The 13,719-nt window shown below is 67.7% G+C and carries 15 protein-coding genes and 2 pseudogenes; 5 read left to right on the top strand and 12 right to left on the bottom strand.

Annotation, left to right across the window (positions count from 1 at the left end; genetic code table 11):
- Positions 1-34: 34 nt before the first annotated feature.
- The 9 genes and pseudogenes from IG78_RS45540 to IG78_RS0110580 all read right to left on the bottom strand — a co-directional run.
- A pseudogene (locus IG78_RS45540) lies at positions 35-205 on the bottom strand (excisionase family DNA-binding protein); the annotation flags it as partial.
- A pseudogene (locus tag IG78_RS41895) lies at positions 198-1,492 on the bottom strand (replication initiator). The pseudogenes IG78_RS41895 and IG78_RS45540, both read right to left, overlap by 8 nt.
- A 162-nt stretch (positions 1,493-1,654) precedes the next feature.
- Entirely contained in the window at positions 1,655-1,900 is a 246-nt protein-coding gene (locus tag IG78_RS0110550; protein ID WP_030561517.1) for a hypothetical protein, read from the bottom strand.
- Positions 1,901-1,925: 25 nt separating this feature from the next.
- A complete protein-coding gene (locus IG78_RS0110555; RefSeq protein ID WP_030561518.1) occupies positions 1,926-2,120 on the bottom strand; it encodes a hypothetical protein in 195 nt (64 codons plus the stop codon).
- Between the two features lie 14 nt (positions 2,121-2,134).
- On the bottom strand, positions 2,135-2,326 hold the full coding sequence (locus IG78_RS0110560) for a mobile element transfer protein (RefSeq protein ID WP_030561519.1): 192 nt from the start codon (positions 2,324-2,326) through the stop codon (positions 2,135-2,137).
- 30 nt (positions 2,327-2,356) lie between these two features.
- Positions 2,357-3,013, bottom strand: coding sequence for a DUF2637 domain-containing protein (locus IG78_RS0110565; protein WP_030561520.1), 657 nt, complete (start codon positions 3,011-3,013; stop codon positions 2,357-2,359).
- Positions 3,014-3,098: 85 nt separating this feature from the next.
- Complete coding sequence (locus tag IG78_RS0110570; RefSeq protein ID WP_030561521.1) at positions 3,099-4,475, bottom strand: FtsK/SpoIIIE domain-containing protein; 1,377 nt, start codon at positions 4,473-4,475, stop codon at positions 3,099-3,101.
- Positions 4,475-4,831 carry an SCO3933 family regulatory protein gene (locus tag IG78_RS0110575; RefSeq protein WP_030561522.1) on the bottom strand — a complete coding sequence of 119 codons (357 nt, stop codon included), beginning with the start codon at positions 4,829-4,831 and terminating at the stop codon, positions 4,475-4,477. Before IG78_RS0110575 ends, IG78_RS0110570 begins: the two co-directional genes overlap by 1 nt.
- 164 nt (positions 4,832-4,995) lie before the next feature.
- Positions 4,996-5,778 (bottom strand): GntR family transcriptional regulator, encoded by a 783-nt coding sequence (locus tag IG78_RS0110580; RefSeq protein ID WP_030561524.1) that lies wholly within the window; start codon positions 5,776-5,778, stop codon positions 4,996-4,998.
- Between the two features lie 110 nt (positions 5,779-5,888).
- On the opposite strand from IG78_RS0110580, the gene IG78_RS0110585 reads away from it, so the two are divergent.
- Genes IG78_RS0110585 through IG78_RS51180 form a run of 3 tightly spaced genes read left to right on the top strand, consistent with a single transcriptional unit; the run spans position 5,889 to position 7,154 of the window.
- Positions 5,889-6,296: an NUDIX hydrolase gene (locus IG78_RS0110585; RefSeq protein ID WP_030561526.1), complete on the top strand. Its 408-nt coding sequence runs from the start codon at positions 5,889-5,891 to the stop codon at positions 6,294-6,296.
- 46 nt (positions 6,297-6,342) lie between these two features.
- Positions 6,343-6,774, top strand: a complete 432-nt coding sequence (locus IG78_RS0110590; protein WP_030561528.1) for an ATP-binding protein — start codon at positions 6,343-6,345, stop codon at positions 6,772-6,774.
- A complete protein-coding gene (locus IG78_RS51180) occupies positions 6,765-7,154 on the top strand; it encodes a hypothetical protein (RefSeq protein WP_078965001.1) in 390 nt (129 codons plus the stop codon). The genes IG78_RS0110590 and IG78_RS51180 overlap by 10 nt, the downstream gene beginning before the upstream one ends.
- A 486-nt stretch (positions 7,155-7,640) precedes the next feature.
- Here the strand turns inward: IG78_RS51180 and IG78_RS45550 are convergent, their stop codons facing one another.
- The 3 genes from IG78_RS45550 to IG78_RS0110605 form a co-directional block, all read right to left on the bottom strand.
- Entirely contained in the window at positions 7,641-9,593 is a 1,953-nt protein-coding gene (locus IG78_RS45550; RefSeq protein ID WP_159398250.1) for an SEL1-like repeat protein, read from the bottom strand.
- Between the two features lie 1,536 nt (positions 9,594-11,129).
- Complete coding sequence (locus tag IG78_RS0110600; RefSeq protein WP_030561532.1) at positions 11,130-11,798, bottom strand: hypothetical protein; 669 nt, start codon at positions 11,796-11,798, stop codon at positions 11,130-11,132.
- A complete protein-coding gene (locus IG78_RS0110605) occupies positions 11,795-12,070 on the bottom strand; it encodes a hypothetical protein (protein ID WP_030561534.1) in 276 nt (91 codons plus the stop codon). Before IG78_RS0110605 ends, IG78_RS0110600 begins: the two co-directional genes overlap by 4 nt.
- A 342-nt stretch (positions 12,071-12,412) precedes the next feature.
- On the opposite strand from IG78_RS0110605, the gene IG78_RS0110610 reads away from it, so the two are divergent.
- Together IG78_RS0110610 and IG78_RS0110615 are read left to right on the top strand one after the other, a co-directional pair.
- Positions 12,413-12,835, top strand: coding sequence for a DUF5994 family protein (locus tag IG78_RS0110610; RefSeq protein WP_030561536.1), 423 nt, complete (start codon positions 12,413-12,415; stop codon positions 12,833-12,835).
- Positions 12,836-12,883: 48 nt separating this feature from the next.
- Positions 12,884-13,540: an asparagine synthase-related protein gene (locus tag IG78_RS0110615; protein WP_030561538.1), complete on the top strand. Its 657-nt coding sequence runs from the start codon at positions 12,884-12,886 to the stop codon at positions 13,538-13,540.
- Positions 13,541-13,719 lie beyond the last annotated feature (179 nt).

Below are 13,719 nucleotides of genomic sequence, written 5' to 3' on the forward strand. Positions count from 1 at the left end.
GGCCGCCCTCCCGTAGCGAGCGCGAGGCCGCCTGCTGCACCGTGTGCGACGTGATGAACTCCTCGACCGCGCTTTCCGGGATGCGCACGTGGCGGCCGACCTTCACGTACCGGATGCGGCGCTCCTCGATGAGCCGACGCGGGAAGCAGGGCGTCGTGCCCAGCAGCTCGGCGACCTGATCGACGGATAGATGGCGCTCAGCCACGGGTGGGCTCCCCTTCCGTTCCGGGGGCGGGTGCGAGGGTTTCGGCAAGCCAGGCTTCGGCGTCGGTGAGGCCGGTTCCGGCGTAGATCCAGTGGGTGAGGACGAGGGTCGAGTCCGGGGCGGCCTGGTCGTCGGTGACGGCTTGAGCTCGGCGCCATTCGGCTCGGGCGTCGCGGAGTGCGCCGAGGGTGGTGGAGTAGCGGCGGGACTTGGTGGAGAAGTGGCCGCGGAAGCCGAGCATGTGGGCCCAGGCGCGGAGCCGGAGTTCTTCCAGGTCCTTGCGGGCGCCGAGGGTCACGCGGTGCGGATCAGGCGGCGGGCGTGATCGCTGATGTCGAGCTGGGCGAGTTCGGCGAGGAACTTGAGGGGCCGGTCCAGCGCTCCCGTGGCGGTCTCGGCGCCCTTGGTGGCGTACTTGGCGATGTAGGCGGCGACGGCTCGTTCGGTCAGCTCCTGGCCGCCGTCGAAGTCGGCGGAACGGATGGTGCGTACGTCGAGTTGGCGGCCGAGGGCAAAGACGTGCGCGCGTCCGTCGATGACCGGGCCGTCCACGCGGACAGCGGTCGCGGCGGCTCGGATGGCGTCGGTCAGCAGCTCGGCGGTGGCCCACCCGGGAGGCGGGGTGTCCCCGCCGTCGGGGCCGTCGATGCGGATGACGGCGTGGAAGTGGACGGCGCCGCGCTTCTGGTACTCGGCGACCTTGGCGAAGGAGACGCGGGCGTAGTCGCGGAAGGCTCGCTGTGTCAGTCCGGCGCGCTTGGCGACTTCCCGGCGGAGGTAGGTGGAGAAGCGCCGCCAGAGCGCGCCCGCGTGTGCGTTCCAGAGCACGGCCGCTTCGTAGTCGTAGGTCTCCGGGTTCAGCGGGGCGCCGAGGGCGGCGTCGTCCTGGTCGTGGAGGACGCCGCAGCGGCAGGGCCGGACGCTCCGGGTCGGGCCGGTGGGGCGGTTGTGGACCGGGCCGAAGCCGGGGGCGGTGAAGGTGGCGAAGACGCGGGGGTGGGCGGCGACGCGTTCGGGGACGCCCTTGCCGCCGCGCAGGCCGGAGGTGATCAGGTGGAAGGTGTCGCGGCGGTAGACCTCCGCGCAGGCCGCACAGCGGGTCGTACGGCGGTTGTTGCAGCGGACCAGGAGGTGACCGGCCGGCAGGGTGGTCGAGTCGAGGTGGTGGAGGACGTTACCGATCTCGCCCGTCCGGGTGTCGACGGTGTGCTCGGTGCGGTGGCCGTCGAGACGGATCGGGTGCGTGCAGCCGCCCAGGGCGGAGAGCTGACGCAGGAGCGCGGGCATGGTGCCGGTTGCGGCCAGTTGACCGAGATCGCGAAGCGGGGGCGGGGTGGTGCGGGTAATGATGGCTTCTCCTTCTGGCTTCGGTAAGGAGGGACAGGGCCTCCGGGGCGGCGGATGCTTGGCGGTATCAGGGCCGCCCCGGGGGTCTGGCAGTGCTGGCGACTAGCGCCGCCGCTGGTCGCGGAGCATCGAGCGGATGACGACGGCGCACACCGCGACGGAAATGGACGACACGGCGACGGCGGCCAGGAGCGCGGTCAGCACGACCCCGCCGACGAGGACGGCCACGACCGCCCCGCTCGTGATGGAGATCTGAGGCGCGGACCGCCGCACGGGAGCCGGGTCGGCCACGGTGTGGTGGTGGACGGGCGGCGGCGTCGGGCTGTCGGGGTACTTGGGCAGGAACATGGCGAGGTTCTCCTTACCTACTCGTCTAGTCATGTGAGCCGTTTACGACGTCCACGCCGGAGCGCGTGCCGGATTCGATGGCGGGGGCCATGAAGGTGTGCGAGAGCCAGAACCCGAAGAGGGCGATCACTACGACGATCCACGTGCGGACGCCGAGGAACTTGACCGCTCCCCAGGCGACGAGGCCGAGGACGAACACGAGCGGCAGGCTGACGGTCACGGGGACGGGTCCTTTCAGCGGACGGGGCAGCGGTGGGTACGGGCGGCCAGCTCGGCGGCGGCGCGGCTGTCGTAGTCGGCGGAGAAGCCGCAGCGCGGGGCCGTGCACGCGGCGGTGTGCTTCTCGCGGCCACGGCCGTTGTACGCCGTGCCGACCTGTACGGGACCGATACGGGTGACGGAGCGGAAGCGACGGTTGGCGCTCATGTGGATCTCCCTTCAGGACGTTCCGGGCTTTCAGAGCTGAGCGGCGATGGCGTCGGCCAGTGGCATCGGGACGCCGAGGCGGGCGCGCAGGGTCGTGGTGTCGATGGCAGTGCCGGTGCGGGCGTGGTGTTCGGTGGCGACTTTGCGGGCATGGTCGACCAGGGCAGCCGGGACCGAGACGGGAGTCGGAGGAGTCGAGGCGGACGCCGTGGCCGATGGTGACGGGAGCTCAGGCACGGGATCGGGCGCGTCCTCCTGGTCGCCCTCTTGCTCGTCGACGGGCACGGACTCTCGACCGTTCTCCTGGGCCAACTCGCGCCGAGGTGGCGCCGAGTGAGCAAGGAGCGTCCCGCCGAGGAAGGCGACCGCAGGCCACCCCGCGACGAGGATGCGGAGCCAGGCCGGCACATGGTTCAGGTCGAGCAGGCCGGCGGTGGCGATGTTCGCGCCGAGGGAGGCCGCGAGCGCGATGACGAACCAGCACCAGCCCGCGGCTTTGCTGTCACCGGTCCGCAGTCGGCGCCAGGCGGCGACGAGCAACAGGTCCACCGAGACCGGATAGGCCCACGCCTTCCACCCGTCCTGTCCAGCCGCCGAAGCGACGTCGTGCAGGTGGGCGAAGGACAGGGCAGCGGCGATGACGGCCTGGACGAGTACCGCGTCGATACGGGCCAGTTGGGCGCGCATGCTGCGGCTCCTTCCGGATTCAGGCATGGCAGGGGTAGGGACGTGGCGCGAGACGGTCACGCGGACCGGGGTGGGAGGGTGCGGCTCAGCCGGTGACCGGTCGCGGCTGCACGGCCAGGGTCGGGGACTCGACTGGCTGCACGGGCACGGAGGGCCGGAAAGGCTTCAGCGCGGGCAGATCCGGGACCAGGTGGGCCGAGGTGCGGCACGTCTCAGCGGCATCGGCCAGGGAGAGATACGGCGTACGGATACGGGACCAGCCGCCGGAGGTGTCACCGACGACGGCGAGGCCGGGCCGTTCGGCAGGGATGGCGCAGGCGGCGGAGACCGCTTCGGGGGCGATGTCACCGAGCGCCATTTTCGCAGAGGCTTCGTCGTTCACGCGGTGGCAGACCCGCCCGGTGAGCTGGGCCCGCAGCATGGTCGCGCCCTTGCCGAGCTCAGCACCGAAACGCTGCCCGCAGACCTCCAGATAGATACCGGCGGCGCGGCCGAGCTGGGCGAGACGGATGAGTTGGGTGACCATCTCGTCCCGCCGCTCCTCCTCCTTCTTCGTGGCGACGAGGAAGAGTTCCGCGACTTCATCGACGAACAGCACCACGGGCACGGGCCGTTCGTGCTCCGGAAGTCCCCAGATGTCAGAGGTGATCGTTTCGTCGGGCGTGCGCGGGGCGATCCCTTGCCGGGCCTTGATCGGGTCGTACCGGTCCTCCATCTCCTTGACGAGCACGGGCCGCAGCTCAGCGGGCTGCTCGGGGTCGGTGGCGAGAGCTGAGAGCCGAGGGGCGAAGGGGGCCAGCTCCACGCCGCGCTTGCAGTCGATGCCGATCAGGGCGACGCTCTGCCGCGCGAGCCCGGTGACGAGGTGCCGCAGGTACATGGATTTGCCCGACAGAGTGGCGCCGAGGCAGAGACCGTGCGGCACGGTCCGGTAGTCACGTACGAAAGGCGTCGCGTCCTCCCGCAGCGCTACGGACACTTGCAATGTGCCGCCCGCGACTTTGCGCGGCATGCGGACCTTGCTCAGTACGTCGTAACCGACGAGCCGTAATTCGACCACGCCAGGCTTGACCGTGGTGACGTAGACGGCGTGCACCCCCCACGCATGCCGCAGTCGTTCGGCCGAGGCGGCGACGTCGGCGGGTTCCTGCCCCGGAGCGAGCCGCAGGCGGAGCCGAAGGCCGGTCGCGGTCGGGCGGATGATCCCGCGCCGAGGCGGGACGGGCCGGATCTCCCGGCGGCTCGTGACCCTGGTCGCCAGAACCCGCAGTCGAGAGGGCGCGACGGTCAGGCCACAAGCCTCCATGACCGAGCCGTACGAGCTGAGCAGCCGGGCCGTGGACATCGGCAGGCCGACGGCGGACCAGTAGACCCCGGGGTGGTTGGCCCGGGTGTAGGCAGCCCCGCCGCCGAGCGCGGCGACAGGACCACCCACCTCCAGAAGCGTCATCAGGTCCGTCATCAGGCCGAGGCCCCCATGGCGGCCGGGAAGGCGGACGGAGTGACGGCGGCGCAGCGGTAGGCGATGCCGTGCCGCTGCTGGCCGTTGAAGACGCTTTCCCACGGCCGGGCCACGAGCCCCGGCAGCGAGACCGGCGCACCGAGCATCAGCCCCTCGGACACTCCGCTCTCCGGGACGGTCACCTTGATCAAGGACGACTCTCCCTCCTCGATGTAGACGACGCCGATCGTCATCAGCGCTTCACCGCTGGTGGCGTCCTTGGCGATCTCGCCGGTTTGACGGTCGCGGACCTTGGGCTCGGGCGCCTCAGTGAGCAGGATCGTCGCGGCCGAGGTCTCCACACGAATGGTTCGCAAGGTTCTTCCCGTCTACTCGTCTATACAAGATGCAGCGTTCGAACCCGATCTCCGGGAACGCCGACCACTGTGCCACACAACTTGCCAACTCGTCTATACGAGTAGCCCTGTTGGCGTATACGAGTTCGGGGTGCGGATCACCGCGCGCCACGGCCGTCAGGCCGTCACGTGGCCGGGAGCTGGTACGACAGGACGTAGGCGTCCGCCGCCATGACGGTGTCGCAGACCTCCACGGCCCGCCCTTCGGTGTCGTACGCGGTGCGGATCAGATGGATCACGGGCACGCCGGAGGCCAGCCGCAGCGTCTTGACCTCGGATGGCGCGGGCATCCGCGCCCGGATCTCCTCCTCGAAGTGGTCGAGGTGGTGGCCCAGCTCTTCGAGGCGGGCGTAGATGCCGCCGGGGCCGGGGTTGGGCTCGGCGATCTGCGTACCGCGCGCAATGTCGAGCGGAAGGTACGAAGTGGCGAACTCGACCGGCCGGCCATCCAGCAGATACCGACGCCGACGAGCGAGCACGCGCCGCACAGACCCAAGGCGGGTGGCGATGTCCTGCGTGGCCTTCTCCTCCTTGACCTCCAGGCTGTCGACCTGAGGGTGACTGCCCGCAGCGTCGGCCTCCACGATGAAGGCGGACTTGCCCTGTTCACGATGGCGCCGGGCGAAGCGGTCGGAGGCCAGACGCCGCACTGGTGGCCGTGGCCGCACGAAGACGCCCTTGCCATGCTCGGCATGGACCAGGCCCTCGCCTTGCAAAATCGAGAAGGAATTCCGAACGGTCATCCTGGAGACGCCGTAGTGCTCGACGAGTTCCGCCTCGGAAGGCAGCTTCTCGCCCTCCTTGAATCGCCCGCGGTCGATGGACTCGCGCAGCTGGTCAGCGATCTGCCGGAAGACCGCACGATCACTCGTGGGGTCAACAGCGCCAAGCAGGCCGGGAAGGGACATCACGTGTACTCCTTTAGGTATCTAGACGAGTGGGCGAGTGTTATTGCTACGGTGGAGAGCCTAGCCATCCGAGAGGGTCGAGGACCTTGAGCACTGACCGTCCGCACTCCGTGAGCGTCGCCGGAGTCATCGTCGACGACCATGGCCGGGCCCTCCTGATCAAGCGCCGCGACAACGGCAAGTGGGAACCCCCGGGCGGCATCCTCGAACGCGAGGAGACCATCCCCGAGGCCCTGCAACGCGAAGTCCTGGAAGAGACCGGACTCAAGATCGCGCTTCCGGCGACCCTCACCGGCGTCTACAAGAACATGACGGGCTTGATCGTCTCCATGGTCTTCCGCTGCGAGGCCGCCGACGGCACGCCCACCACCGGCGACGAAACCCGAGCTCTGCGCTGGGCCACCCGCGACGAAGTGACCGAACTCGCCGATGAGGCTTACGCGATCCGCGTCCTGGACGCACTCGACGCGGTTTCCCCGCCGGCCATCCGCGCCCACGACGGCATCAAACTCGTCTAGCTCGAACCCGCTGCACATGGCGGCCTACCAGCACGAAGGAACTTGTATGCACGAGTATACGAGCACCGCCCGAGTCTGGGGCCTCACTTGCCCAGGATTCCCCGAAGAGATCAGCCGGGCCCGCCGCTGGACGCGGGACATCCTGCGCGGCTCACCACTCGCGGACGCCGCCGAACTCATCGTGAGCGAGCTGAGCACGAACGCGATCCTGCACACGGCCAGCGGGCGCCAGTCGGGCAGCTTCTCCCTGGCCATCGAGGTATCCCCGCAGATGGTCACCCTGTCGGTCACCGACGGCGGAGGCACGGGAACCGCCCCCAAGGTCGAGCACCAGGACGAGGAGGCGGAACACGGCCGGGGCCTGGACATGGTCAGCGCCATCGCACACCGCGTCGTCGTCAACGACAGCGACCACGGCCACACGGTCACCGCGGCTTTCTTCACCGAGGCCGGCAGGGGAGGCCAACTATGCGGATGAGCGGGCCCCGACGCGGCTACTGGTGTGAGTGCTGGACGGAGTCCACCGCCACGGACGGCCAGGCGGGGCCGCAGCTACGAGCGTCGTTCGATGCCTACTCGGCGCCACAGGCGGATCGGTGGGTAGCGGTGACACTCCGCACGATCTCCCCGGCACTGAACACTCAGGCTTCAGTCGAAGCCTGGGAGTGGCTATACGAGGGCCGCGTCCGCACCCGCAGAGCCCTTCTCCAGATGCAGCCCTGCACGGTCTCAGTGACTCACACGGATACACGCATCACCTGGACGATACGACCAGTCCTCTTCCTGCCGCTCGCACACCGTCAGGCGGCAGAATCACCAGCCTGTGCCCACGACTTCACGCCTCGCCAGACAGACTGAGTTACAACTTTCTCTACTGGTTCAAGGCGGCTCGCTCCGCTCACCGCGCGCGGCCCGCCCCCCGGCCGGGTCTGCGCTCCTGTCTCCGCCCCGCTCCAGCCCGGCCGGCGACCGTGCCGCGCGCGTGAACGAGCCGAGGGCCACAAGGTGAGCACCGTGGGTGAGCCGCCAAGGCCAGAACGGTGCCTCCGGCGGGGGATCGGCCGGCACCGGGATGGGACGGGGCGCCGTCGCCGACTGCGGGTTCGTCGTGGCGTGCGCGGGGGCTTCCATCCCGTACGCCGTCGACCCAGGCAGAGCCGAGCAGACGCGGCCCCTGGCGTCCAGGTCGTTCGTACAGTGGCGCGCTCCACCTGGACGCCAGGAACCACGCCTGCTCCACGGTGTGTGGGTCGACGGCGTACGGGAGGGAAGCTGGGGCGGCGGGTGGGGGCTTAGGTTCTGTCCGGCTGCCTGTCGGCGCACCGAAGCACTAGACCTAGGCAGCTACCAAGATTCAGCCGTCGACGTGCCATCCGGATCGAGCCCGTACGGCCAAGGGTCATCGAACCCTTCGCGGCTTGCTCTCTCCTTCGAGAGCGCACGTACGGCACCTGCGTCCCCGGCATTAGCAGCCTGTAGCGCAATCTCGACCGCACCAGCGTGATCTCCCGTATACTCTTTGAGCTCACTGAGTCGACACATGGCATATGTATTTCCTGCCTCGATCGCTCGCCAATAAAGAGACTCAGCCTCTTTAAGATTTCCGGCCTTTTTCATCAAGTCGGCGAGGGATGCTAACGGAGCATTATCACCCGACCCGATGAGCGCTCTATACAGAGCTTCCGATTCCTTTAGTTTACCGGCCTTCTCTCGATTGTTCGCAAGCTCGATTAAGGCGTACGTATTCCCATCTCGCCCGGCGCGCTCCAGCATCTTTTCAGCTTGATCACGATCTTCTGAATTAAACAACAAATAGTGACACATGATTCCATAAGTGTCACCATTGCGGCTGGCATCTGCTACAGCTTCGAAAAATCCTCTATAATCCCCTGCATCCCCCTTCTCTTCGATCCCAAAAATTGGATGCGCTACCCTTTTTCTTGAGTCCCACGGCCCAATAGATGAGTGCTGTGCTCCCGTCACTCTGTCCAGACGCCCTATCGTTACGCGTGCGGCCTGGCGCACCATGAGACAGATCGAGCGAGTGAACAAAGATATTGCCTCGACATCGTCTCCACCTCTGTCGGATATGATGCGCCCCAGGGAGCCCAGAGCTTCGGTATCCCCTAAATCTAGAGCTTGCCGGTACAACCTCTCTGCTTTTTCCACATCCCCCAAATTCTCGTAAATCTCAGCGAGACGATAAGTGGCCTCCCCGTCGCCGGCTCCAGAAGCCTTCCGGTACCACTCTTCGGCCCCATCTCTGTCACCGGCGTCTTCACGAAGATATCCCATACTATTCATGGCGCGAGCATTTCCCATTTCGGCTGACCGTCGATATAGAGACTCGGCCAACGCGGGGTGCTCTTCCATCCACATATCCGCTAGCCCAATCACCGCAGAGGCATCCCCTTGTTCCTCAACCCGTCTGGTTAGGCGATGAGCCCAGTAGAGTCGGTGCCGATCGTGAGCAGCGACGGCCAGATTTGCGAGTTCTACGGAATCCGTTAGGTATTCATGAGCCGCCTCCCAGAACGAAGCTGGCGGGCAAAATTGGCTACGCTCGAGTCGCCCCAGTTGTTCGAGCGAGTCAGCCAGTCGGTATTTACGGGATCCGATATCGTTTATCTGGTGCGGTTGGTGCCTATAAGGCGCGCCGCGAATATGAACGGGCACCAGGGGCGCCAAGTTCCCATGGACTGGCCTATTAGATTCACAAAAGGCTTCGTCAAGCCAGTTAGGCCCAAGGGTCAAGTATTCGGTATCTGTGAGATAGTCCTCTGCCGCATGAGCAAGAAAATTCCCCGCTATGTGATTCCCGACATCGAAGCGACGTCCGTCCATGGCGGCCTGGATCAATGCTCTCACGGCAGGGGCGGCCATTCTGTACCGCTCGGACAAGGCTGGAGCTCCTGCGAGATATTGAGTCAGACGCCCGTCTTGCGCTTGCTTCAATGCTTGAGCCAGTTGCGGGTCGCCTGCGCTTGCCATGATCCGGGCATCTCTGATTGCGACTGCGTCAAAATTATCGGGAACTGAGATCAAGCGCCCCGCCAAGAGTTCCCGCGTTTGCGGGTATAGATCCGGCTTCCCCGGTGCGGGAAGAGTCGTGTATTCAGTCGCGTAGTTGTTCCACAACGTACCCAAAATCAGGATTGGGCTAGCCTGTCGATTAAGTAGGAGAGATCGAAGGGCAGCCGCAATGTGCTCTCCCACCCCTTGACCGGCACCAATGTAATGCTGGGCTTCGTTTAGCCATACCACAGTGCGCGGCCCCACACGCTTGAGATCGTTCAAGGCGGCCTCAGCTCGTGTGGGGTCGAATGGGTGCCAGAGGCACCATCCCCGAGGCGCTAGGGGTTGAATAGCCTCCCAACACGCGCGGGTCTTCCCTGTCGAGGACGGACCGACCAGCACGACCATCCCGCTTTGGCCGTCGGCTGCCGCTTTAACAAGATCCTTCAGATCTCGATCGTGGTTACGACGTACATAGCCAGGCAGCCGGCGAGCCTGCATGCTCTTCGGTTCACTCAAAGCGGGTACGACGTCAATGGCCGGATGCACTTCAAGGACGTGGGGGTCAAACTCAGCGATCGGCCGCCCAATGCCCGCCTCTAGGGAGGTCCCGCTCCGCTCTGGAGACCTGTGTTGAACACCAGCAGCGGTCGTCCGAAGCTTCAGGAGAGCCTGCACGTCGAGGCGCAGTGCTCGGGCAAGCGCGCCAACGGTTCGGGCGGAGGGAGCAGGAGCGGACCTGTTGAACGCTTCGCTGACAGCAGTTCGTCCCAACTCCGAGCGCCGTGCAAGGGCAGTCTTCGTTATACCCAGCTCCGCCAAGCCGCACTCCAGACGAGCACGTAGTTCAGCCAGGGCCGCCTCAGACGACGAATCATCCTCCATGGCCATGCCATCTCCCGTGGTCGTTCGCTCCTGTTCGTCTTCGACCAGTTCTACCGTCGCGGACCACAACGAACAGCAACTTGACGAGATTGAGCGGCACAGGTTGACGCACCGATAGGAGATCGATCGTGTCTGACCACTCTGCTGTTGTTGTTCTTGGCTGCGCCGTGGCCGTGTTGCTCGCTGTGCTTGTCGCGATTGCTGCCGCAGTCTTTGCACGCCGAGATGGCGCCACCTACCCCGCAGCTTGCTCGAAGGCAGCCGCAGCATTCGGAACGGCCCTGACACTGGCTTGCAGTGTCACTACGGCATTGATGGCCGTCACACGCTGATCAAGGGTCTCCAACCCACCGGAGCCCTCTCATTGATCGCCTCCACCGACCTCGGCAAGCAGATTCGCGACGCGACTGACTGACTCGGCTGAACCCGCTGCCGTGCCAGATGCGTGCCAGGTAGTGCGGGGAACCACGGGGAACAGCAGTCACCCACTAAGCACGCCCACAGGTCATGACACCGCTTCTCAGCAGGCCAACAAGCCTACCGGCCGCGCAGAGCCCAAGCTTCCCAAGCTGAGAGCGCGAGTTCGATTCTCGTCACCCGCTCCACGCGAAACCCCCTGGCCATAGGCCCGGGGGTTCTTTGTTGCCCGGGCGCTCCGAGCCAGCGGGCGGGGCGCGCACCGAATCGGCACCACAAGTGCTCCGCCCGCCTTCTCCCTGACGGCGGCCCGAGCCCTCCGGATGGCGGCGTCGAACCCGGCGGCATCCTCTTCCCGCCACACCTCGTCGGAGTGTTGAAGGGACAAAGCCGCCGTCTTTGACCACTGTCCGGCACGGACCATCGTGCCCTTGAGCGTGGTCCGGACCGCTTGCGCGGCCGCCGCCGGGTGTGACCACTGTCCGCCGTTTCCTTCGGTAGCCGAAGCGTGGAGGTTCAGTCCCCGAGGACCAGGACGCGACGGGGCCCAAGGGGAAGTCTGCGTGGGGTGTCGCCCTCCAGGTAGTGCCAGCCCCAGGACCGTAAGGTCTCGACGGTCTCCAGGTCGGTGGGGTTCACCAGCGTGACGCCGGCCGTCGCGCCGTGGTCGGTGAGGAGGCGGCGCTGGAGGCGGCGGGCGAGGTTCCAGGCGCGGTGCTGGTTCCGGGTGCGTGTCCGGGACGGCACGAGGATCTCGGAGACCGCGAAGAGGTGTCCGGAGGCGGCGAGGCGGTGGAGTTCTGCCGGGACGTAGCCGTCGAAGCCCTCCCACCGGGGGGTGCCACGGCGTACGGGGTAGCCGTGGGCGCACCCGGCGAGCGCGGTGGTCTCCGCGATCACCAGCTCGAACCCCGGTCGCCGTACGCCGTCGGCCAGCCGCCGCAGGAAGGCCTCGCGGGCCTCGTCGCAGGTTCGGGGGGAGCCGCCGCAGAACCCGGCTGCGAGAGCCCCGAGTTCGCCGACGCGGTCCTGTAGCTGGCTCCGGGACAGACGGCGAAGGCGTGCCCCTTCGTGCGGCGAGGGCCCTCTGTCAGGACGTCGTTTCCCGGACCCTCCCCGGTGGGCGCCGGTGTCCTGCCCGGTGAGGCTGGTGATCGTCGGCCGAACCGGCCCGTTCGCGGTCATGGGGCGAGCCCTGCCTGGGCCTTGGTGGGACCGGCCCGGCGTCGTCGGTCGCCGAGAACGGCACGGGTGTCGGAGCCGGTGCGCGACGTGCCCTCGGTGTGCCCACGGTACTCCCGCGCCGCCGTGGTCGGCCCGGCCGCGCCGGTCACCAGCGGCAGGGGCGGCCGGTTGCGTCCGCTCCGCTCCGCCGGGGGCAGGAGTACGGTGGGCCTACCGAGGGCATGTCGTACACCGGCTTCCACGCCGGTCTCGTTCTCGGTGAGACACCTCACCGGAAGAGCCGCGCAGCCGGCCTCCGGAGACAGGTCGGCATGATGGCCTCGGCCTTGGAAAAGTTCCCCGCCCGTACGCGTCGCACTTCCCGTACGCAGCGCATTTCCCGTACGCGGCGCACTTCGGCGCCCGGTCCTTCCCGCCCCTCCTGCCCTCGCCCCGGCGGGCGGCCCCGCGCGGCCGACGGACTCTCCGGCGACGCCAGGCCCGAGCAGGACCCGTGCCGTGCCGTGCTGTTGTTCTTCACGACGGGTCGCACGGGCCCGTCGGTGCTTCCTCTCCAGCCGCAGCGCCGCGCCTGACGCCTCCTCTGCCCGGCACGACTCACCGAAGGAAGCATTGTGACCACCGTGACCACCACGACACCGCCCGCCCCGCCCCTCCTGCGGCTGCGCCTCGCGGCCCCGGGAGTGCTGCCGCGCCGCCTCGACGGCGCTTGGTGGCCGCGCTCCCGCGACCTCCTGGCGGAACTGCCGCTGCTGCTCGCCGCGTTGCCGCGCGTCTGGGGCCACATCGCCAGCATCACCGTCGACCCGGGGGCATGGACCGCGGCACCGGGCCGGATGTTCGTCGCCAACCAGGTCGTACGGCTGCACAGGGCCACCGCGCTGCACCCCCCGAGCACCGTCGTCCTGCTCGCGCCCGGCCACGGCCGCTGGGACCTGTTCGTCGTCCCACCGGACACCGCCGATGCGGACGCCGAGCCGTTGATGGCCGCCGCGCTGAGCGATTACGGGGCCCGGACCCGGGCCGTTCCCCGCTGATCCCGGGCGGCGCGGCCCCGGGGCCCGGTCAGCCCCGTACCGGCACCCGTGCGGGCGGTCCGAAGACCGGCGTACTCCAGGCTGCGCGAGCAAGGCGTTCTGTGGGTCCTGACCGGAACAGGTGGCGATGAGCTGTGTTTCCAGCGGCCCGAGGAGCGGGCGGCCGTCGGCGACGGCTGGAAACTCCACCGCGTCCCCGACCACCTCGGTCCACGGGCCCGCGCCCACGTGGAATTCCTGGCCGAGGGGCTCGCCCCGGCCTCTGCCCTGCACGCTTCCACGCTCCTGGCACTGAGCACCCACAGTGCGACAGCCATGCGTCACGGGCTCTGGCCCATCAGCCCCTTGGCAGCTCCGCCTGTCCTGCGGTTCGTCCAATCCCTGCCGCACAAGTGGCGCCGGGACAAGTTCCTGCTGCGCGAACTACTGCGGCAGGCCGGATATCCGCAGGACGTGGTGCGCCCTCCTGTACCGGAGAACTTCAGGGAGATCTGCGACTCCGCCATGCACCGGCACGGCGTCCCCCTCCTGGAACGGCTCCTGCCGGACCTGCTGCTGGCCGAGGCCGGACTCATCGCCCCGGAGTCGCTTGCCGAGGCGTGCGCGGCGGTCGCTGCCACCGGGCTCGACGGCAGGGAGCTGTATCGGCCCCTCGCCCTTGAAGTGAGCCTGAGGAGCCTCGTGGCGGCCCGCGCCGCCACCTGACCACGCCCGGCGCTGCCCCCAGATGACGCAGAGGGAGAGCGGCCACGAAACCGCACGTCGCGTAGCCCAGGACACCAAAGTCGCCCCCAAGACACCTAAAAGCCCCCCACACGCCCCACCCGGTTCAATTCACCCTGGTGAAGTGGCTGCACCGTACAAACACCGGTGCGGACACCCGT

Source organism: Streptomyces aureocirculatus, assembly GCF_000720475.1.
In the GTDB taxonomy this organism is placed as follows: Bacteria; Actinomycetota; Actinomycetes; order Streptomycetales; family Streptomycetaceae; genus Streptomyces; species Streptomyces aureocirculatus.